Genomic DNA, 20,678 nt, shown 5'->3' on the forward strand with positions numbered 1-20,678 from the left:
TATGATCAGCAGTGAAAAAACTAAAAACTTAGAGGCTGTCGATATTGAAAAACTATTATCAATATTACCGCACCGTTATCCATTTTTATTAATTGATCGTATCGTTGATATTGATGGTGAACAAGAAGCGATTGGTATTAAAAATATAACGATTAACGAGCCACATTTTACAGGACATTTTCCCTCAAAGCCTGTTATGCCTGGAGTTTTGATTTTAGAAGCTATGGCACAAACGGCAGGAGCAATAGCACTTTTAAATTTAGGCAATAAGCAAACAAATTTAGTTTACCTTATGACGGTTGATAATGCGAAATTTCGTAAGCCGGTTATGCCTGGTGATCAGCTCAAGATTCATGTTCAGCTTTTGAAAAAAAGATCTGGTATGAGACGTTTTTCATGTGTTGCAAAAGTAGAAGATGTCCGCGTCGCTGAAGCAGAAATTGCTGCGATGATTGTTGAAAAAGAATAAACGATATTTGATGGGGATTTAAAAATGTCCGGTACGAAAATCCATCCAACTGCTCTTGTGGAGAAGGGAGCGCAGCTTGGTGAGAATGTACGCGTTGGACCATTTTGCCATATTAGTTCAGAGGCTGTTATTGGTGATGAATGTAGTTTGACAAGTCATGTTGTAATAATGGGAAAGACAACGTTAGGAGCCAAGAGTAAAGTATTTTCTCATGCTGTTTTGGGGGCAGATCCGCAAAATAATAAACATAAAGGAGGGGCTACGACTCTTTTTATTGGTAAGAATTGTACGATTCGTGAAGGTGTAACAATGCATAGGGGTTCCGATTCGAGTGTAGGAATGACAGTTGTTGGTGATAATTGCCAATTTTTTTGTTATGCGCATATCGCTCACGATTGTTATGTAGGCAATCATGTAACATTTGCCAATAACGCAATGATTGCTGGTCATGTTACTATTGGTGATTATGTGATTATTGGTGGAGGTGCTGCTGTTCATCAATTTGTTCGTGTTGGACATCATGCATTTATCGGCGGCGTATCTGCACTGGTTGGTGATCTGATACCTTATGGAACAGCTGTTGGTGTGCAGGCAAAACTTGCTGGGCTCAATATTATTGGCATGAAGCGTGCAGGACTTGAGCGTCAAGATATTCATGCACTCCGTCACGCGGTTGCCATGCTTTTTGATCATAGCAAACCATTTAAAGAGCGTGTCAGTGATGTTGCTTCTTTCTATTCTTCTTCTCAGTCTGTTTCTGAAGTTGTTAATTTTATTAAAGAAGAAGGAAAGCGTTTTTATTGTACACCAAAATTTGAAGGTGATAGAATAAAAGAACATAAGGATTAAAAATGCCTATTTGGGGAGCCAGAAGTTTTCTTTCCGGCCGTACTGCCGTTATAGCAGGAAATGGTGTTCTACCGATTACTGTTGCGCAGGCTCTTGAGAAGAATGGAGAAAATCCTTTTCTTGTGCTTTTGCGTGGTGAGGCAGATTCTGTTCTTTATCGTTATGAGCATTGCGAGCTATCAATTGTAGAGTTAGCGCGACTCGTTAAAATCTTAAAAGAGGCTGAAGTTTATAATGTTGTTTTGGCAGGTGGTGTGAAAAAGCGGCCACTTCTTAAACAATTGCGACTGGACTGGACAACATTTTTAGCTCTTCCTAAGTTAATCGGAGCTTTGAGGAGGGGGGATGATGCGTTATTAAAAGCTTTTATACGGGTTATTGAAGCGCATGGTTTTTGTGTTATCGGTGCCCATGAAATAGTACCAGATCTTTTAGCTCCCATAGCATTTAATTTAACAATACGGCGTGCTACGCCAAAAGAGAAAAAAGATATTTTTTTAGCAGCAGAAGCAGCAAAGCTTTTAGGTCAATTGGATATTGGACAAGCCGTTGTTGTTGTTCAGGGAAGGGTGGTTGCTTTGGAGGGCGCTGAGGGAACTGATAATATGTTGTGGCGTGTTTGTGAAATGCGAGAAAGAGGGCAAATTCCCTCTAAGGGTGGTGTTCTTGTAAAATGTGCAAAACCACAACAGGATAATCGCGTTGATTTGCCATCAATTGGTCCCGCGACAATAATGAATATTGCAAAGAGTGGTTTATATGGTGTTGCGGTGGAGGCAAATAGAAGTCTAATATTATCAGTGAAAACAACAATAGAAAAAGCCAACAAATATTCTCTATTTATAGAGACATTTGAGAAGTTTGGTCATGAATAATTGTTTCTTAAAGATTGCAGTGGTTTCAGGTGAGGAATCTGGTGATTTACTTGGGGCCGATCTAATTTCTTGTTTATCACAACAGATAGGATGCAATATTCATTTGATTGGTGTTGGGGGGAGCCATTTAAAGGCATTAGGCTTAAAAAGCTTTTTTGATTCCCATGATATTGCTTTAATAGGTTTAAAGGAGGTGTTGAAAAAACTACCGTTGTTGTTGCTACACATTCGCAATTTATCCAAATTTATTGCACAAGAACAACCTGATTGTTTAATTATTATTGATAGTCCTGATTTCACGCATCGTATTGCAAAAAAGGTACGTGCTTTAGCGCCTTCTATTCCTATCATTAAATATATTGCACCAACCGTTTGGGCATGGAGGCCAGAGCGTGCAAAAGCTATGTGTGGATTTGTTGATCATGTTTTAGCGGTTTTTCCTTTTGAAGAAAAGATTATGCAAGATTTGGGAGGCCCTGCCACGACTTATGTTGGACATCGTCTTTTGACATATCCTCCCCTTTTGAGAATTCAGTCAGAAAAAAAAAGCCAATTAGAACAAAGAAATTTGATCGATACACAAGCATTATCGCCTACATTAGTTATTTTGCCAGGATCGCGCAATTCAGAAATTCGTTCTTTAATGCCTATTTTTCGAGAAACAGTAGAGATTCTTGTACAACGTATTCCTCATTTACGTATTATTTTACCAACCTTACCTCATTTGGTAGATAGAATCCGGGACTTTGTGCAGGGCTGGAAAAGCAAGATAGAAATTGTAGTTGGTGAAGATGAAAAATGGCGTGCTTTTGCACAAGCAGATGTTGCTCTTGCTGCACATGGAACTGTTTCACTTGAATTAGCCTTAGCAAAAGTTCCTATGGTTCTTTGCTATAAACTTGATTTCTTTTCTAAATTATTTATTTTTCCTAAAATGATGTTATGGAGTGCTGCTCTTCCAAATATTATTGCTGATAAGCCTATTGTTTCGGAATATTTGAATGAATTAATCCGTCCTGGCATGTTAGCAAGACAGGTAGAACAACTTTTGGCTAATCCTTTATTGCGACAGGCACAACTTGATTCCTTTGAGATGGTAGAACAGAAAATGAAAACTGAAGTACCATCGGGGGTTGTTGGCGCACAAACAATTATCACTCTTTTTAAAAGTAGGAATAAAATTGTATAAATAAAGCAATATTTTAATGATTAATATTTAATTTTAGCAAGAAATTCACAAGCACGTTGGCTTTTAGGATTGGTAAAAAATTTTTCAGATGCTGTATCTTCAACAATTTTTCCGTTTTCTAGAAAGAGTATTCTTTCTGAGACTTTCCGTGCGAAGTCCATTTCATGAGTAACACAAAGCATTGTGATTCCTGTATCTGCTAATTGAGCCATTACTTGCAAAACTTCTCCTACACTTTCTGGATCAAGAGCAGAGGTTGGTTCGTCAAAAAGCATTACTTCAGGTTCCATACAAAGTGCACGGGCAATCGCAACACGCTGTTGTTGCCCACCAGAGAGTTGGAAAGGATATTTTTCACAGTGTTTTTCAATACCGACATGCGTTAAGTAATGAATTGCTCGTTCTTTTGCTTGTTGTTTGGAAAGACCTTGAACTGTCATAGGGGCTAAAATACAATTTTGTATAACGCTCATGTGGGGGAATAAATTAAAGTTCTGAAAGACCATTCCTATCTTACGGAGAACATTTTTTTGCTGTTGTACAGGGGCGGTATGGATATCAACGTTATGGATACGGATCGAACCTTTTTGTGCTTGTTCTAATTGATTAATACAACGAATTAACGTTGATTTTCCAGATCCGGATGGGCCACAAATAACGATATGTTCACCAGTTTGAACATCAAAGTTGATATCATGTAGAACCTGAAAGTTTCCGTACCATTTATTGAGGTTTCGAATGGAGATCACAGGGTTTTTATTGGGAGAGATCGATTGATTATTTTTCAAATTCATCTTGTTTTATTCTTTCATTGATGAATGAATTTATTAATTCAACATTTTGATTTGGTAAAGTTCTTTTATGATCATTTATTTATCGTAAATATCGAGTGAGGCGATGTTCGATAAAAACAATAAAACGATGAATGAGTTCAACAATAAAAAGATAGATAAGGGCTGCCCAAACGTAAACTTGAAAATCGAATGTACGTGAATAAGTGAGTTTAGCAATCCCCATTAAATCATAAACAGTAATAAGTGAGGCAATGGCACTGGATTTAATCATTAAAATCAACTCATTGCCTAGAGGGCGTAATGCTATAATCATTGCTTGTGGAAGAATAACTTTAAAAAATGTGACAGAGTTGCTTAAACCTAAAGCTTTTGATGCTTCACGTTGCCCAGTTGTTACGGATAAAAAACTTCCTTTAAAGATCTCAGATTGATAGGCAGCAGAATTGAGTGTAAAAATAAAAAGACAACAATACCACGCGTTTTGAAAAAACCACCATAGACCAACCTGTTGCCAAAAATTGTTCATTGAACCAAGCCCATAATAAAAAAGGAAGAGTTGGGCTAACAAAGGAGAGCCGCGAAAAAAATAGACATAAGCATTTGCGAAATATTGTAAAAACGTATTCTTTGATAAACGCGCAAAAGCGATAAGCATACCAAGGAAAAAACCAAGAGAACAAGAAATAGAAACAAGCTCAACAGTAACAATAAAGCCATCAACAAATTTGGGGCCATAACGGCTTAAAAGATCAGGATTAAAAAGGAAATAAAGCCACTCCGGAATCATTAACCTAGCACCTTTTTATAGCCTATTTGAGTGTATGTTTCCACATAGCGTAATATTGTAGAAAAAAACGCTGAAAATAATAAATAGAGTAAGCATGCTACAAGATAAAATAGCATGGGTTTATTGGTTGCCGCGACAGCTAAATTCGTTTGTCGCATGAGGTCAACAAGCGCGATAGTTGAAACGAGGGATGTATCTTTCAGTAAAGTAAGCCAATTATTAGAAAGTCCTGGTAAGGCATTTCGGATGAGCTGAGGGAAGACAATACGAAAAAATGTGGTTGATCGTGAAAGGCCTAAAGCTTTGGCAGCTTCATATTGACCTTTATCAAAAATATTAAATGCTCCAAGCCAAACTTCACAAGAGAAAGCTGCAAAAACCAGACTGAGTGCAAGGACACCAGCAACAAAAGCATTGATGCTGAACATGATTTCAAGATTAAAATAGTCAAAGGCATTTTGAATAAGATTTTGTAATCCATAGTAAACTAAAAACAGAGTTAAAAGCTCTGGTAATCCACGAAATACCGTTGAAAAGAGACGTGCTAGAGCTTTAGCTATCTTAATATTGGATCGAATCATTACTGCATTGAGAAGACCTAAGGGAAGCCCTAGAAGGCCACAACACAACGCCAATGACAATGTCATTCCTGCACTGGAAAGTATAACCGCTCCCCATCCACCATTGCTAAATGATAGCAATGCTAAATTTTCAATCATTCTTGTGTTCCTCATGAAAGAGTTAGATAATGTTTTTTAGAAATAGACAGTAGGTTGCATTTAAATATCACATTGATATTTAATAAACATCATTTGTAAAATATTTTCTCATAATTTTCTCATAAGTTCCATCCAAACGGATTTCTTTTATTGCTTCATTGAACTTATTTTTAAGATCATTATTATTTTGACGGATTGCAATTGCAACAGGAAACTTTGTTTCTTCCAGAGTTCCTAGGAGGAAACAGCAATCTTTTCCTTCATTTTTAAGCCAATTTAACGCTTCTAATTTATCAACAATAATCATATCAAGTCGATGATTTAAGAGGTCACGATTCATTTCTATTGTGGAAGGATAGAGTTTGATTTTTACCTCTTTAGAGGCATAATGATCTTCCGCATACAAAGCTTGTGTTGTATTGGATTGCACACCAAGATTTTTACCTCTAAAGCTTTGTGTTGAGAGTTCCTTAATTCCTGAATCTTTAGTAACAATGACAGCCAGTGCTGTGTCATAGTAAGGATCTGTAAAGTCAATTTTTTGTAAACGCTCTTGTGTATGAGAGAGAGAAGCAACAATAGCGTCATATTTTTTTGCAATAAGTCCGGGGATCATTCCCTCGAAATCTTGCGTGACAATAGTACACTCAACATTCATTTTTTTACAAAGTGCATAAGATATATCAATATCAAATCCCTGCAGTTTGTTATTTGAGTCAATATAACTAAAAGGAGGATAGGTGCCTTCACTCGCAATTTTTAATGTTTTCGCATCAGCCAATTGGGCGAATAGCGCGGCGCTTATTATAAGAGCTCCAGCTAATAGTTTCATGATATTCTCCTATTGGATAAGCGGACAAATATGAAATCGTCACGTTTTATAATCTGTAAGCTTTTTGGGAGCAATGCAAAAATTTATCGGCGTTTATTTTAGATCATTATGTTGCAGATTATTATCAAAAAATTATCTTTTTTATTGATTTAAAGAAAATGAATATCTTATTGCTTTTATGATGGCTTAATTTTCATAAAATGAGTGCTTTGCATTATCTCATAAATAAAAATCGAGAAATTTTCTTGCAAAATAAGGCTATTCAATTTGAACATGAAGAAAAAATTAGATTTTTATAAAATAAAAATACAATCTCAATTATTATTAGATTCCATGAAAGGTTTAAATATCGAGAAACAATTAAAAATTAACTTTTTATAAATATAAATTTTTCTTATAAAAATACTGGGTTTTCAATCATACTTGCATGTTCAACAAAGAGTTTGAAAATATTCCTTAAATATAAAGCTTCAAGTTTAATTCATAGTGATATTTAATCGATATCGAATGCAAAATACTTTCTCATAATTTCATCATAGGTTCCATCGGCGCGGATTTCTTCTATTGCTTTATTGAACTTATTTTTAAGATCAGTATTATTTTGACGGAGTGCAATTGCAATAGGAAATTTTGTTTCTTCTAAAGTTCCTAGAAGCTCGCAGCAATCCTTTCCTTCATTTTCAAGCCAATTTAATGCTTTTAATTTATCAAAGATGATTATATCAAGCCGATGGCTTAAAAGGTCACGAGTAACTTCTATTGCTGTAGGATAAAGTTTGATATTCACTTCTCCAGAGGCATAATGGTCTTCTGAATATGAAGCCTGTGTTGTATTTGATTGTACACCAAGATTTTTACCTTTAAAGCTTTGTGTTGAGATCTCTTTAATTCCCGAATTTTTGCTAACAATAACAGCGAGTACTGTATTGTAGTAAGGATCTGTAAAATCAATTTTTTGTAAGCGCTCTTTTGTAGGAGAAAGGGAAGAAATGATAGCATCGTATTTTTTGGCAATAAGTCCGGGAATCATTCCCTCGAAGTCTTGTACGACGATAGTGCATTCAATATTCATTTTTTTACAAAGTGCATAAGCTATATCAATATCAAATCCTTGCAGTTTATTATTTGAGTCAATATAACTAAATGGCGGATAAGAAGCATCGCTTGCAATTTTCAGCGTTTGAGAATTGGCCGATAGGGTAAACAGTGTCGCGCTTATTATAAGAGCTCCTGCTAATAATTTCATTATGTTCTCCTATTAGATAAGCTGGCAAATATGAAACCATTATGCATTTTTATAATCTTTAAGCTCTTTGGGAGCAATGTAAAAAATTGAGTTGTTTTCATTATGCTGGATATTATTATCAAAAAAATAATTTATTTTTATCAAGCATGGGAATAGAAAATACAGGAAAGAAGTAAACCTCTTATCGCTTATATAATGAATTTTAATAATTTTATTTAAAAATCAGTAAATTATCTTTAAAAGAAAAACTATTAATTTAAATACAAAGAAAATTTTAGTCCTTAACAGGATAAAATATTATTATTTCCACTTTTTATATGAAATGCAGAATGTCAAAATAAATTTATTTTCTAACGATTGTGAAGATTTTCTTCTAAGAAGTTTGATTTTAGCCGATGATGTTTAAGATGAATGCCTGTATAGGATATAATCATTATAACAAGTTGATCTTTATAGCTATTCTTATAGAAAGAGTCATTTTGCATAGCAAATTTTAAGAGTGCATTTCATTTTCATTCTAATCTACTGTATTTGAAGAAGATAGAAAGAAAAATTCTGACATTGCTAAGTTTTAATATGTAATAAGGGTTTTAAATATGAGGGAATCATAGAAAATACGCTTCATTGAAAATAATGAGAATTATAGGGTAAAATTTTCAATTTTTTTTACTAAATGTGTAGCTAATTTTCAAAAGAGTATTATCAATTTATTGACAGAGCCAAAATTTAGAATTTTTTCGTAAATTTTTATAATGATGTTCTCTGGCGAGAAAGAGCTTTAAAATGAGGTTTTATAAAAATCCTTAAAGGATGCTTTTTGATCACTTTCAATAAAGCCTCAGTAAATTGAAGCTTTATTGATTGATTTATCTCTTTAATTTACACGTTCATCCATAGGAACATAGTCACGCATAGCGTAACCTGTGTAAAGTTGTCGAGGACGACCAATTTTTTGGGCAGGGTCTTCAATCATTTCTTTCCATTGTGCCACCCACCCAACACTGCGTGCTAATGCAAAAAGAACAGTAAACATTTCGGTTGGAAAACCTAAAGCTTTTAATGTAATGCCGGAATAAAAATCAACATTGGGATAAAGCTTTTTCTCAATAAAATATTCATCACTTAAAGCAATTTTTTCAAGCTCTATTGCAATATCAAGAAGCGGGTCATCTTGAATGTTGAGTTCTTTTAAAACTTCATGACAAGTTTTTTGCATGATTTTTGCACGTGGATCATAATTTTTATAGACACGATGCCCAAAGCCCATAAGGCGGAAAGGATCATTTTTATCTTTTGCACGTGCAATAAATTCAGGAATTCTTTTAATAGAACCTATTTCTTGTAGCATTTTTAGACATGCTTCATTGGCACCACCATGTGCTGGTCCCCAAAGGCATGCAACACCTGCTGCAATACAGGCAAACGGATTAGCACCTGAGGATCCAGCAAGACGCACTGTAGATGTAGAAGCATTTTGTTCATGATCTGCATGAAGGATAAAGATTTGATCCATCGCTCGGGCAAGCACTGGATTTATTTTATATTCTTCACAAGGAACAGCAAAACACATATGGAGGAAATTTGCAGCATAACTAAGATCATTGCGTGGATAAACAAAGGCTTGTCCGATACTGTATTTATAGGCCATAGCAGCAAGCGTTGGAACTTTTGAGATAAGACGTACAGAAGCAATCATTCTCTGGTGAGGATCTGTAATATCAATAGAGTCGTGATAGAACGCAGACATAGCGCCAAGGCAGGCAACCATGACGGCCATGGGATGAGAGTCACGACGGAAGCCGTGGAAGAAACGTGAAAACTGCTCGTGGACCATGGTATGCTGCATAATACATCGATCAAAGTCGTTTTTTTCTTTCTGTGTTGGGAGTTCACCATAAAGGAGAAGATAACAACTTTCGAGAAAGTCTCCTTTTTCAGCCAATTGGTCGATAGGATAACCACGATAAAGCAATATGCCTTTATCACCATCAATATAAGTAATTTTTGATTCACAAGAAGCTGTTGAAGTAAAACCAGGATCATAAGTAAAAATATCGGTTTTTTTGTAGAGAGAAGCAATTTCGATGACTTCAGGTCCACTTGTGCCTTTACGCAGGGGAAGTTCTACTTTTTTATCATTCACAATAAGATGTGCGTTATTCTCAGACATTCGGTATTCCTTTCAGATCCTTCGCTTCTAAAAATTAAGACTCTGCTTCATCAGAGTAGGAGATATACAATAACTGAAGCTTTTCTTACTTATACTAAGGGCAGATTGCCTCTAAAAGTGAGTACATGCAATCTAAAATATTTCCTTAGCGATCATTATTACTCAATACAAATTGTATTTCAATGATATAACATAAAAAACTCTTTTAGATTGCGTTGAAATATTTGTATAGAGATCTATTTGAGGAGATATATTCAGTACATATCATGAGTATATTTTTTTGATAAGTTGGTCTTTGATACGATGAAGGCATTCATCGCGTCCTAATAAAATAAGAATATCTAAAACTCCTGGCGATGTTGCGCGTCCTGTAAGAGCTGCGCGAAGTGGTTGGGCGATAGATCCAAATTTAAGATTTTCTGTTTGGGCATAAGAGCGAAGAGTTTCATCTAAAGCTTTTGTATCCCAAGAGGGGCAAGCTTTCAGGGCAAGATAAAGAGCGTTTAAAATGGTTCGTCCATTTTTATCTAAGAGCATTTGTGCTTTTTCATCAAGCTGTAATGGTCGTTGCGTAAAAATGAAGGCGGCATTATCAATCAGCTCGCACAGTGTTTTTGAACGTTCTTTCAAATGTGGGATTGCTTTTAAAAATTGAACACGGCGTTTTTCATCAAGTCTTTCAATGGTTTGTGCTCCCTTATCGGTTTCTGGTAGAATATCAAGAGCGGCATCAAAAAGTTCTTGATCATTGCTCATGCGCATATAGTGTCCGTTAATGGAATCGAGCTTTTTGAGATCAAAACGAGCAGCACCTTTGTTAATATCCTCAATATCAAACCAAGAAATCATATCTTCAAGTGATATAAGTTCGTCATCCCCGTGACTCCACCCTAAACGGACAAGGTAATTGCGCAAAGCAGCAGGAAGATATCCCATGGTTCGGTAAGCATCAACACCGAGCGCCCCATGCCGCTTTGATAATTTTGCGCCGTTTTCACCGTGGATAAGAGGAATATGTGCCATAACAGGAATATCCCATCCCATTGCTTTAAAGATGATTATTTGTCGGGCTGCATTGGTAAGATGATCGTCTCCACGTATGATATGTGTGATGCCCATATCATGATCATCAACGACAACAGCATGCATATAGGTAGGCGAACCATCAGAACGCAAAATAATAAAGTCATCAAGATCTTTATTAGGAAAACGAACATCACCTTGAACAAGATCATGTACTATGGTTTCTCCCTCTTGAGGGGCTTTGATGCGAATAACAGGTTTAACACCTTTAGGAGCTTCAGAACGATCACGGTCCCGCCAACGTCCATCATAACGGGGCGGGCGCCTTTCTGTACGGGCTTTTTCACGCATTTCAGCTAATTCTTCAGGTGAAGCATAACAATAATATGCTTTGCCATTCTTGACCAACTGCTCGGCGATTTGGCGGTGACGTTCTGCACGTTCAAATTGCGAAATAGGGGCGCCATCATAGTTAAGACCCATCCAATGCAAGCCATCTATTATGGCTTTTACAGCTGCTTCTGTTGAACGTTCCCGGTCTGTATCTTCAATTCGTAGAAGCATTTTTCCACCGGTATGTTTTGCATAAAGCCAATTAAAAAGAGCAGTACGAGCGCCACCAATATGAAGGAAACCTGTGGGTGAAGGGGCAAAACGGGTAATAACAGACACGAATATTTTCCTTTAAATTGAGATATTACTTATGGAACTTTATAGAAAGGTTATGTTAGCATAAGTGATGGGGCGTGCAATAGCCGTATTGCGAGTTAAAGTGGGGGACTGATGTTTTATAAAAGTAAAGAGGGTTTATCCGAAAAATCTGTTACAGAAAGAAAAAAGCCATGTCAGATAGGGCAGAGTGTTTTTTCTAGATATGATGATGCAAAGAACGGTAGCTATAACCAACAAAAACTTTTTTTATTGACACTCTTAAAAGAAGTAATCATTTTTTTTCGCAAATGGTTAGAAGATTGTATTAATAAAGAGGTTGCTTTTGGTATCCTTTTTTCGCTGATTTTAGTCTTTTTTGCCCTAGGAATCATTTTCTATTTTCATTTAGAGTGGGAACCAAGTTGGGGACAATTGGGGGCATTGGTCAGTATTTTTCTGGGAATATTCTATGGTGCACGTTTTTATCCAAAAATATGGATTCCCGTGGGATTTCTGTTTTGTATTATATTGGGTACTTTAGCGGCAAAAATAGAAACGTGGCGTATTGCAACACCCATGTTAGGCAGTGACATTGTCACTACATTGACGGGAAGAATTGTTTCTATTGAGTCAGGTGCCAAAGGAGGATTTCGTTTAGTTTTGGATATTTTGAGTACAGAAAAGCCCATATTACGCCATAGTCTTCATCGTGTTCGTTTATCGGCAAAATATTTGCCATCTGGCTTAGCGATTGGTGATGGACTGCATGGAAAAGTGAAGATGCGTGCATTCTCTGGGCCGGTGCGTCCAGGAGGCTACGATTTTAGTTTTCATAATTACTTTAAAAGAATTGGGGCACAAGGCGTTTATTTAGGAAAACCAAGAAAAATATCCGTTTCTCAGCCTGATGGGATATTCGCTATCATTCTACAGAAAATTGAAAATTTACGCACGAAGATGACACAAAGAATCCGTATAGCCCTTGAAGGAGAAAAGGGGAGTGTTGCAGCTGCCCTCATAACAGGGCAGCGTGCTGGTATTTCAAATGAGACAAATGAAGCATTACGTACAGCTGGATTAGCCCATATTTTATCAATATCAGGTTTACATATGGCGTTGTTAAGCGGCATAGTTCTTTTGAGTATCCGTAGTTTTTTAGCATTTTTTCCAGTTTTTTCTTCCTATTATTCCAGTAAAAAGTTTGCTGCTATCGTTGCGTTTATGATAACAGCTTTTTATTTGTTATTGTCGGGCTTAGCAATATCAGCGCAAAGAAGTTTTGTGATGATTGCTGTTATGTTGGTTGCTATATTGTGTAATCGCTCTGCTATAACAATGCGTAATTTTTCCATTGCAGGGTTGATAACTCTGGCGATGACACCCCATGAAATATTAGGTCCTAGCTTTCAAATGTCCTTTTCTGCGACTGCTGCTTTGATCGCTTTTTTTGATTGGTGGAGTGGAAGATCATTTTTTCGTAAAAGAAAAACAACTCCCTCTTATGTTGGAGGAGGAGTGATGAATTTTGTTTTCTTATCGATTCTTTCAACGTGTGCTTCTTCCTTTGTTGCAGGGAGTGCAAGTGGAATTTATGCTGCTTATCATTTTTCTAATATGGCATCTTTGAGCATTATCAGTAATGCTTTTGCTTTGCCTGTCATCTCAATTTTTGTCATTCCCTTTGGATTAATCGCAGTTCTTGCAATGTTAGGAGGATTTGAATGGCTTCCCCTTCAAATTATGGGGTTTGGAGTTGATCTTGTGATAAAGATTGCACATGCTATCAAGGCTATTTCTCCTGATTTGAATCCTGGTTTTATGCCGTTATCTGCGTTGATCTTACTGAGTATAGGCTTGGTTGGATTGACTTTTTGCAAAACACCTATCAGGCTCTTTTTTAGTTTTTTTATTTTGGTTGGTATTTGTATTTGTGTGATGCATTCACCTGTACAACTGATGATCGCAGATAATATGCGTCTGGTGGGTGTTATCCATGATAAAAAATTATATATTGATCGTTACCATATTTCTAAATTAACGTCATCCATATGGAAAAAGTCATTCCGTGTGAATGAAATGATTAAACCAACAAAATATGGGCCTTCATTGCATGGACAATTTATTTGTGATCGTCATGTCTGTGCATCCTTATTGGATAATGGATTAAAAGTGATCGTTTTACAGAGAGAAACAGATCAATGCGTAGAGGCAGATATTCTCATTCAGACATTTACAATTGCGATGCATAATCCAGTATGTCACAAGAAGGCAAAAATAATATTTACCCCTCAACAATTGTTATCACGAGGAAGCGTGATGATGACCAAAAGTGGGGATATTATTTGGTCTTCTCTAGGGTTTCATAGACCATGGAATATGCATAGACGGTATGCACAAAAAAATATATAATTTAATCGCATTTTTCTTCATATCTGGACGATGACAAAACAGAAAAGAATAGAAGACTTTTTTGATAATATTTTACGGTATTTAGATTGGTAAATTTATCAACGTCATTGAAAATGAGATAATAATCTACAGTTTTCTAGAAATAGATGATTTTTATATCTGATCATTTTAAATTTTTCAAAAAAATTGATATGTGTATCTTTGTGCATCCTATTGATAGCATAAGGTAAATCAAAAATTTTTATTGAATGAGAAAAATGCTAACAAATCTTCTCAAAGAAATAAAAAAGATAATTGTTGATTATTCTATTTTATTCTTATCATATATTTCTATAACGAGTAACATCTGTTCAAGCAAAAAATAACGGTAAGTTTAGAAGATTGAGTCAGGTAGTTACCTTTTATTATCGGTGGTAATAGGGGGAGTGAGTACTGCTTGAGGATAAAAGGTAAAGTCATTCATGAATGTTCAGCAGTTAAAAAAAATGGCAGCTGTTAGAGCGCTTGAATTTATTGAAGATGGTATGCGGCTTGGTATCGGATCTGGTTCGACAGTCAATGAATTTATTCGTCTTCTTGGTGAGCGTGTTGCGGATGGTCTGCGTGTGACTGGTGTTGCTACCTCACGATATTCTGAACAGCTCTGTCGTAAGTTTGGAGTTCCTGTTAGCACTTTAGAAGAAATACCTGAATTGGATCTTGATATTGATGGAGCAGATGAAATTGGTCCTCAGATGATGCTTATTAAAGGAGGAGGTGGAGCATTGTTATATGAAAAAATTGTGGCATCGGCATCCCGTGAAATGCTTGTCATTGCTGATGAAACAAAGATAGTAAAAAGACTTGGTGCTTTTGCACTACCGATTGAAGTTAATTCATTTGGTATCCATACAACACGCAAAGCCATCGAAAAAATTGCTGATGATTTCGGACTTTCTGGAGACATTATATTGCGAATGAATGGAAAAAATCCTTTTGAAACAGATGGTGGTCATTTTATTCTTGATGCATTTTGGGGATGCATTCTGCAACCCCAATTATTATCAGAGGCGCTTCTTGCCATTCCTGGCGTTGTTGAGCATGGTCTTTTTTTGGGGTTGGCTTCACGTGCAATTGTTGCTATGGCTGATGGACAAACAAAAGTTTTAGAACCATTTGATTTTTAGAAAAGACATTTACATGATGATATACTAGCACAATAAAAAAGGGTCTTAAAGACTTTAGGTAGAATAACAAATTTAAATTATAATTAACTATCAGGGTAATCATTAAATGAGAATAATATTTTCTTTTCCGCGTTTTGTCGCATATTGGGGTGCAATTACCATTTTTGTTGTGAATATTGGAATGGTTCATGCACAAGGTGTGAGTGATCAACATTTAGATTCAGCGCGAAAGGCAATCAGAGCTATTCATGCAACGGATCAATTTGATAGCTTTTTACCAAATGCAGTCCATGATTTCAAAAATGAACTGATCAGCGATGATCCGAATTTGGCAACAGCTATTTCTGATATTGTTGATAAGCAGGCGCTTGCTTTAATTAAAAGGCGCTCTGATCTAGAAAAAGAGATTGCTCATGTATATGCAAAATATTTTACTCAAAAAGAGCTTGATGCGATAACAACATTTTATAATTCTGACACCGGTAAAAAGTTTTTGACAGAAGTTCCCAATATTGCACGTGATTCCTATTCTGCATTTGATGTATGGCGTTCTGCTCTTATGCAAGATCTTGTAGAAAATGTGAAAAAAGAGATGTCTGAAACACTTAATTTGAATAATTCTACTATGCCTACAAATATGCCTATAAAATCAGAATCTTCAGAAAATAAAAAATAGCTTGATTGATATTATGACAACAATGGGCAATTTCTGATTTTTTTAATAGCGGCGGTTTTCCCGCCGTTTTAAATATTTTAATAAGAATAAACCCTTTAAGAATATTGCTTAAAATGCTTCTTCAAAAGAAAAAAGACTTTTATTTGATAATAAATGATCTTAGCCTATTGTTTGTAGATATATGAGAAGGATTAGTTCGTGGGTTCTTTTGATTTTGATTTATTTGTTATTGGAAGTGGTTCTGGTGGAGTGCGTGCAGCACGGCTTGCTGGAGGTCTTGGCAAGCGGGTAGCTATAGCAGAGGAATATCGTATAGGGGGCACTTGTGTTATTCGTGGTTGCGTTCCCAAAAAACTTTATGTTTATGCATCACAATATGTAAGAGAATTTAAGAAAAGTGTTGGTTTTGGGTGGGAATATGCGGATCCAATTTTTAGCTGGGAAAAGTTGGTTGCAGCTAAAAATAAAGAAATATCAAGGTTAGAAGGCCTGTATCGTAAGGGATTAGAAAATAACAATGTGCATATTTATGAAAGTCGTGCTACTTTTATAGATGATCACACATTAGAGCTTTCTGCCACGGGTGAGCGGGTAAGTGCAGAAAAAATTTTGATTGCAACAGGGGCAAAACTTGCACCAAATACGTCCATAGAAGGCGGTGAATTTTGCCTTACTTCTAATGAGATTTTTGACCTTAATCAACTCCCAAAATCAATAGTGATTGTTGGTGGAGGGTATATTGGTGTTGAATTTGCTAATATTTTTCATGAATTAGGTGTAAAAACAATACTCCTTCATCGCGGTGATTTAATCCTTCGTAATTTTGATCATGATTTGCGGCAATTGCTCAGCGATGCAATGATTGAAAAAGGGATTTCTATTCTCTATGGCATAACAATTTCTAAAGTACAGGCTGCCGAAAACTGTTATGATATTGTTTTATCAAATGGGCAAACGATCAGCACTGACCAAGTTCTGTTAGCTACGGGACGGATGCCCAATACTGCTGGTTTAGGACTTGAGAGAGTAGGTATAGAAGTTAATGAATTTGGTGCAGTTGTTGTTGATGAGAAAATGACAACAAATATCCCCCATATTTGGGCTGTTGGTGATGTAACAGGTCATATTCAATTAACACCCGTTGCGATTCATGATGCAATGTGTTTTGTTAAGACAGCATTTGAGAATATTCCCACAACACCTGATTATGATTTAATTACAACGGCAGTTTTTTCTCAACCAGAGATTGGAACGGTTGGTCTTTCAGAAGAGGAGGCGGTAAAGCATTATAAGCGTCTTGAAATTTATCGTACAGTTTTTCGTCCTATGCGTAATATTCTTTCTGGTATTTCAGAGAAAATGCTTATGAAACTCATTGTTGATGGTGAAAGCCGTATTGTTGTGGGCGCTCATATTTTAGGGGAAAATGCTGGTGAAATGGCACAGCTTATAGGGATATCTCTCAAGGGTAAGCTAACGAAGGATATCTTTGATGAAACGATGGCAGTGCATCCAACGATGGCAGAAGAATTGGTAACGATGTATAAACCAAGTTATATATATGAAAATGGGAAGAAAATAGAAAGTTAAACAGCATATATTTTGGTGAAAAGTTTTTGATATGCCAAGCTGTAAGTTTAGTCTTTAGAGAGAGTATAATGATAAAAGAATGGGTGCCTGACTCTTGGAGAGAAAGGCCAATTAAACAAGTTCCGACTTATCCAGATAAGTCTATGTTAGAAAATGTTGAACGAAAACTGAGAAGCTATCCTCCTTTAGTTTTTGCCGGTGAAGCACGTGATTTAAAAAATGAATTAGCAGCCGTTGCGAAAGGCCAAGCTTTTTTATTGCAAGGTGGTGATTGTGCCGAAAGCTTTGCAGAACATGAAGCTGATAATATTCGTGATTTTTTTCGTGTATTTTTGCAAATGGCGATTGTTTTAACCTTTGGTAGTTTTAAGCCTGTTGTTAAAATTGGTCGTATTGCTGGTCAATTTGCAAAGCCACGCTCTTCTGATATCGAAAGTAAAGAAGGGATTGATCTTCCTGCTTATCGGGGGGATATTATTAATGGCATTGAATTTAGAGCCGATTCTCGTATTCCGGATCCGCAACGGATGTCCATGGCTTATCGCCAATCTGCGGCAACACTTAATCTCTTGCGTGCTTTTTCACAAGGTGGCTATGCTGATTTAGAAAATGTTCACACATGGATGTTGAGTTTTGTTTCTAACAGTCCGCAGGGGGAACGTTATGAATTATTGGCAGAGCGTATTTCTGAAGCAATTGATTTTATGCGTTCTATAGGGATTACATCCAAAACGCATTCTTCATTGCGTGAAACATCTTTTTATACCAGTCATGAAGCACTTTTACTTGGTTATGAAGAGGCTTTGACGCGAATTGATTCAACTTCAGGAAATTGGTATGCAACATCTGGCCATATGTTATGGATTGGAGACCGTACACGTCAGATTGATCATGCTCACGTTGAATATTGTCGTGGTATCAAAAATCCTATAGGATTAAAGTGTGGCCCTTCCATTGAGCCTGATGAGCTTTTAAGATTAATTGATATTCTAAATCCTGAAAACGAGCCAGGTCGGCTTACCCTTATTACGCGCTTTGGTTATGATAAGGTTGAAAGTTATCTACCTAAACTCATCCGCGCCGTTGAACGCGAGAAGCGTGCGGTTATATGGTCATGTGATCCAATGCATGGCAATACAATTACTGTTAGTGGTTATAAAACGCGTCCCTTTGATTATGTTTTAAAAGAAGTAGAGAATTTTTTTGCTGTGCATCATGGAGAGGGAACTTATCCAGGAGGCATTCATATTGAGATGACAGGTCGTGATGTCACTGAATGCACCGGTGGGGCACATGCTATTTCTGTGGACGATTTGTCTGATCGTTATCATACGCAATGTGATCCACGATTAAATGCAGATCAATCGTTAGAATTGGCGTTTCTTGTTGCGGAACTCCTTAAAAAAAATCGTGCCACTGACCCGTTAGCAATTGCCACTGGTGGATAGCAAAAATTTACCTAATATTTTAGGTCATATGACAGAAGAGAATTTTAAAAAAAGCGATGTTTCTGATGATTAAAAATAAAGTTGTGGTTGCCAAACTGATGAAGTGATAAAAAGACTTATGAAAAATGATTTTCGGGTAGCAATTGCCCAATTAAATCCTATTGTCGGTGATATTGAGGGGAATTTTTCTCTAGCTGTTATGGCACATCAAAAGGCTAAAGAAGAGGGAGCTGCCCTTGTTTTATTATCGGAGCTTTTTATAAGCGCTTATTCACCAGAAGATCTTGTTCTAAAATCTGCTTTTACAAAAACATGTGAAGAGGCTGTTAAAAATTTAGCAAAAATAACCGTAGGCGGACCAGGAATTGTCATTGGTCTTCCATTAAGGCGTAATGGCAATGTTTATAACGGTCTCATGCTTCTTGATGAAGGGCGAGTTATTGCTGAAAGCTTAAAGTTTGATTTACCTAATTATGCCGAATTTGATGAAAAGCGTTTGTTTTCTTCAGGTCCACGTCCTGAGCCTATTGTTTATCATGGAATCAAATTAGGAATAGTCATTTGTGAGGATCTATGGAATGATTTCTCTCTGAGTACAGAGCTTAAAGATAAAGGAGCGGAAATTATTCTCGTCCTTAACGGATCTCCCTACTATCGTAATAAAACTTTAAAACGTATAGATGTTGTTCATACGCAAGCTCTACGATCTGGGGTACCAATTATTTATGCTAATCAAGTTGGTGGTCAAGATGAGCTCGTTTTTGATGGCGGGTCTTTTGCCTTGAATGGGCAAGGCAAAAAAGTGTTTCAAATGAAACACTTTGAAAGGCAGATTGCTTTGAGCCATTGGCAACGAACAACGACGGGATGGAACTGTGTTTCAGGTCCTAATGAAAATCTTCTCAATGGATTAGCAGCCGATTATCAAGCTTGTGTTTTAGGCTTGAAAGATTACGTTAATAAAAACGGCTTTAAGGATGTTATTCTTGGTCTTTCAGGAGGAATTGATTCAGCCCTGTGTGCGGCAATGGCGGTGGATGCTCTTGGTGCTGAGAGGGTTCGCACCATTATGATGCCCTATCATTATACTTCGCAAGAATCATTAAAAGATGCCAAAAAATGTGCTGATCTTTTAGGATGTCATTATGAAATCATACCGATTGCACAACCTGTTGAGGCTTTTTTAAAGACAATGGCACCTGTTTTTTTGGGCTTACCCTCTGATGTAACAGAAGAAAATCTTCAAAGTCGCATACGCGGTACACTTTTGATGGCTCTTTCGAATAAATTCGGATCAATGGTGGTAACGACAGGCAATAAGTCAGAAATGGCTGTAGGATATGCAACACTATATGGGGATATGAATGGCGGATTTAATCCTCTTAAAGATATTTATAAAATGCAGGTTTACGCATTAGCTGAATGGCGCAATAAAAATCACTTTCACAATTTGAGAGGACCAGAAGGAATTGTCATTCCATCCAATATTATAGAAAAAGCGCCTTCTGCAGAGCTGCGAGAAAATCAAAAAGATGAAGATTCTCTTCCCCCTTATCCTATTTTAGATGATATATTGCAATCTCTTGTAGAAAATGACATGAGTATTTGTGATATTGTTAAACGTGGGCATTCACGGGAAACTGTTGAGAAAGTTGAACAGCTTTTTTATGGTGCCGAATATAAAAGACGACAATCTGCACCCGGTGTAAAAATCAGTTACAAGAGTTTTGGACGCGATCGTCGCTATCCCATAGTCAATCATTTTCGCGATAAAAATTGAGTATT

At 36.5% G+C, this 20,678-nt stretch carries 17 protein-coding genes; 10 read left to right on the top strand and 7 right to left on the bottom strand.

Annotated features, from left to right (window positions below):
* The first annotated feature begins 1 nt into the window (after window position 1).
* Genes fabZ through lpxB form a run of 4 tightly spaced genes read left to right on the top strand, consistent with a single transcriptional unit; the run spans window position 2 to window position 3,382 of the window.
* On the top strand, window positions 2–469 hold the full coding sequence (gene fabZ / locus ACFIMW_RS06570) for a 3-hydroxyacyl-ACP dehydratase FabZ (RefSeq protein ID WP_375607210.1): 468 nt from the start codon (window positions 2–4) through the stop codon (window positions 467–469).
* Between the two features lie 24 nt (window positions 470–493).
* Window positions 494–1,318 carry an acyl-ACP--UDP-N-acetylglucosamine O-acyltransferase gene (lpxA, locus tag ACFIMW_RS06575; RefSeq protein ID WP_375608539.1) on the top strand — a complete coding sequence of 275 codons (825 nt, stop codon included), beginning with the start codon at window positions 494–496 and terminating at the stop codon, window positions 1,316–1,318.
* A 2-nt stretch (window positions 1,319–1,320) separates the two neighbouring features.
* Window positions 1,321–2,193, top strand: a complete 873-nt coding sequence (locus tag ACFIMW_RS06580) for an LpxI family protein (RefSeq protein ID WP_375608540.1) — start codon at window positions 1,321–1,323, stop codon at window positions 2,191–2,193.
* The gene (gene lpxB / locus ACFIMW_RS06585; RefSeq protein WP_375608541.1) at window positions 2,186–3,382 is read left to right on the top strand and encodes a lipid-A-disaccharide synthase; all 1,197 of its coding nucleotides are present in this window, start codon (window positions 2,186–2,188) and stop codon (window positions 3,380–3,382) included. Before ACFIMW_RS06580 ends, lpxB begins: the two co-directional genes overlap by 8 nt.
* A gap of 20 nt (window positions 3,383–3,402) precedes the next feature.
* Here the strand turns inward: lpxB and ACFIMW_RS06590 are convergent, their stop codons facing one another.
* The 7 genes from ACFIMW_RS06590 to gltX all read right to left on the bottom strand — a co-directional run bounded on the left by ACFIMW_RS06590 (window position 3,403) and on the right by gltX (window position 11,625).
* Window positions 3,403–4,176 carry an amino acid ABC transporter ATP-binding protein gene (locus tag ACFIMW_RS06590; RefSeq protein ID WP_375608542.1) on the bottom strand — a complete coding sequence of 258 codons (774 nt, stop codon included), beginning with the start codon at window positions 4,174–4,176 and terminating at the stop codon, window positions 3,403–3,405.
* 79 nt (window positions 4,177–4,255) lie between these two features.
* The gene (locus tag ACFIMW_RS06595) at window positions 4,256–4,963 is read right to left on the bottom strand and encodes an ABC transporter permease (RefSeq protein ID WP_375607205.1); all 708 of its coding nucleotides are present in this window, start codon (window positions 4,961–4,963) and stop codon (window positions 4,256–4,258) included.
* Window positions 4,963–5,682 carry an ABC transporter permease gene (locus ACFIMW_RS06600; protein WP_375607204.1) on the bottom strand — a complete coding sequence of 240 codons (720 nt, stop codon included), beginning with the start codon at window positions 5,680–5,682 and terminating at the stop codon, window positions 4,963–4,965. The genes ACFIMW_RS06595 and ACFIMW_RS06600 overlap by 1 nt, the downstream gene beginning before the upstream one ends.
* Window positions 5,683–5,761: 79 nt before the next feature.
* Complete coding sequence (locus ACFIMW_RS06605) at window positions 5,762–6,514, bottom strand: transporter substrate-binding domain-containing protein (protein ID WP_375608543.1); 753 nt, start codon at window positions 6,512–6,514, stop codon at window positions 5,762–5,764.
* A gap of 493 nt (window positions 6,515–7,007) precedes the next feature.
* The gene (locus ACFIMW_RS06610) at window positions 7,008–7,760 is read right to left on the bottom strand and encodes a transporter substrate-binding domain-containing protein (RefSeq protein ID WP_375608544.1); all 753 of its coding nucleotides are present in this window, start codon (window positions 7,758–7,760) and stop codon (window positions 7,008–7,010) included.
* A gap of 874 nt (window positions 7,761–8,634) precedes the next feature.
* Entirely contained in the window at window positions 8,635–9,930 is a 1,296-nt protein-coding gene (gltA, locus tag ACFIMW_RS06615) for a citrate synthase (protein WP_375608545.1), read from the bottom strand.
* A gap of 264 nt (window positions 9,931–10,194) precedes the next feature.
* Window positions 10,195–11,625: a glutamate--tRNA ligase gene (gene gltX, locus ACFIMW_RS06620; RefSeq protein WP_375608546.1), complete on the bottom strand. Its 1,431-nt coding sequence runs from the start codon at window positions 11,623–11,625 to the stop codon at window positions 10,195–10,197.
* A gap of 111 nt (window positions 11,626–11,736) precedes the next feature.
* On the opposite strand from gltX, the gene ACFIMW_RS06625 reads away from it, so the two are divergent.
* The 6 genes from ACFIMW_RS06625 (at window position 11,737) to ACFIMW_RS06650 (ending at window position 20,673) form a co-directional block, all read left to right on the top strand.
* Window positions 11,737–14,013: a ComEC/Rec2 family competence protein gene (locus tag ACFIMW_RS06625; RefSeq protein ID WP_375608547.1), complete on the top strand. Its 2,277-nt coding sequence runs from the start codon at window positions 11,737–11,739 to the stop codon at window positions 14,011–14,013.
* Between the two features lie 461 nt (window positions 14,014–14,474).
* Window positions 14,475–15,179 (top strand): ribose-5-phosphate isomerase RpiA, encoded by a 705-nt coding sequence (rpiA, locus tag ACFIMW_RS06630; protein WP_375608548.1) that lies wholly within the window; start codon window positions 14,475–14,477, stop codon window positions 15,177–15,179.
* A gap of 106 nt (window positions 15,180–15,285) precedes the next feature.
* On the top strand, window positions 15,286–15,855 hold the full coding sequence (locus ACFIMW_RS06635) for a DUF2059 domain-containing protein (protein WP_375608549.1): 570 nt from the start codon (window positions 15,286–15,288) through the stop codon (window positions 15,853–15,855).
* Between the two features lie 198 nt (window positions 15,856–16,053).
* Window positions 16,054–17,445, top strand: a complete 1,392-nt coding sequence (gene gor / locus ACFIMW_RS06640) for a glutathione-disulfide reductase (RefSeq protein WP_375608550.1) — start codon at window positions 16,054–16,056, stop codon at window positions 17,443–17,445.
* A 68-nt stretch (window positions 17,446–17,513) separates the two neighbouring features.
* The gene (locus ACFIMW_RS06645) at window positions 17,514–18,893 is read left to right on the top strand and encodes a class II 3-deoxy-7-phosphoheptulonate synthase (protein WP_375607195.1); all 1,380 of its coding nucleotides are present in this window, start codon (window positions 17,514–17,516) and stop codon (window positions 18,891–18,893) included.
* A gap of 118 nt (window positions 18,894–19,011) precedes the next feature.
* The gene (locus tag ACFIMW_RS06650) at window positions 19,012–20,673 is read left to right on the top strand and encodes an NAD+ synthase (RefSeq protein WP_375608551.1); all 1,662 of its coding nucleotides are present in this window, start codon (window positions 19,012–19,014) and stop codon (window positions 20,671–20,673) included.
* Window positions 20,674–20,678 lie beyond the last annotated feature (5 nt).

Origin of the sequence: Bartonella sp. AC329YNZD (assembly GCF_042196685.1) — a bacterium.
Lineage (GTDB): Bacteria > Pseudomonadota > Alphaproteobacteria > Rhizobiales > Rhizobiaceae > Bartonella.

Bases quoted from the DNA above. Each gene is read 5' to 3' on its own strand.
- fabZ (WP_375607210.1), top strand. From the start codon at position 2: ATGATCAGCAGTGAAAAAACTAAAAACTTAGAGGCTGTCGATATTGAA.
- lpxA (WP_375608539.1), top strand. From the start codon at position 494: ATGTCCGGTACGAAAATCCATCCAACTGCTCTTGTGGAGAAGGGAGCG.
- ACFIMW_RS06580 (WP_375608540.1), top strand. From the start codon at position 1,321: ATGCCTATTTGGGGAGCCAGAAGTTTTCTTTCCGGCCGTACTGCCGTT.
- lpxB (WP_375608541.1), top strand. From the start codon at position 2,186: ATGAATAATTGTTTCTTAAAGATTGCAGTGGTTTCAGGTGAGGAATCT.
- ACFIMW_RS06590 (WP_375608542.1), bottom strand. From the start codon at position 4,176: ATGAATTTGAAAAATAATCAATCGATCTCTCCCAATAAAAACCCTGTG.
- ACFIMW_RS06595 (WP_375607205.1), bottom strand. From the start codon at position 4,963: ATGATTCCGGAGTGGCTTTATTTCCTTTTTAATCCTGATCTTTTAAGC.
- ACFIMW_RS06600 (WP_375607204.1), bottom strand. From the start codon at position 5,682: ATGATTGAAAATTTAGCATTGCTATCATTTAGCAATGGTGGATGGGGA.
- ACFIMW_RS06605 (WP_375608543.1), bottom strand. From the start codon at position 6,514: ATGAAACTATTAGCTGGAGCTCTTATAATAAGCGCCGCGCTATTCGCC.
- ACFIMW_RS06610 (WP_375608544.1), bottom strand. From the start codon at position 7,760: ATGAAATTATTAGCAGGAGCTCTTATAATAAGCGCGACACTGTTTACC.
- gltA (WP_375608545.1), bottom strand. From the start codon at position 9,930: ATGTCTGAGAATAACGCACATCTTATTGTGAATGATAAAAAAGTAGAA.
- ACFIMW_RS06625 (WP_375608547.1), top strand. From the start codon at position 11,737: ATGTTTTATAAAAGTAAAGAGGGTTTATCCGAAAAATCTGTTACAGAA.
- rpiA (WP_375608548.1), top strand. From the start codon at position 14,475: ATGAATGTTCAGCAGTTAAAAAAAATGGCAGCTGTTAGAGCGCTTGAA.
- ACFIMW_RS06635 (WP_375608549.1), top strand. From the start codon at position 15,286: ATGAGAATAATATTTTCTTTTCCGCGTTTTGTCGCATATTGGGGTGCA.
- ACFIMW_RS06645 (WP_375607195.1), top strand. From the start codon at position 17,514: ATGATAAAAGAATGGGTGCCTGACTCTTGGAGAGAAAGGCCAATTAAA.
- ACFIMW_RS06650 (WP_375608551.1), top strand. From the start codon at position 19,012: ATGAAAAATGATTTTCGGGTAGCAATTGCCCAATTAAATCCTATTGTC.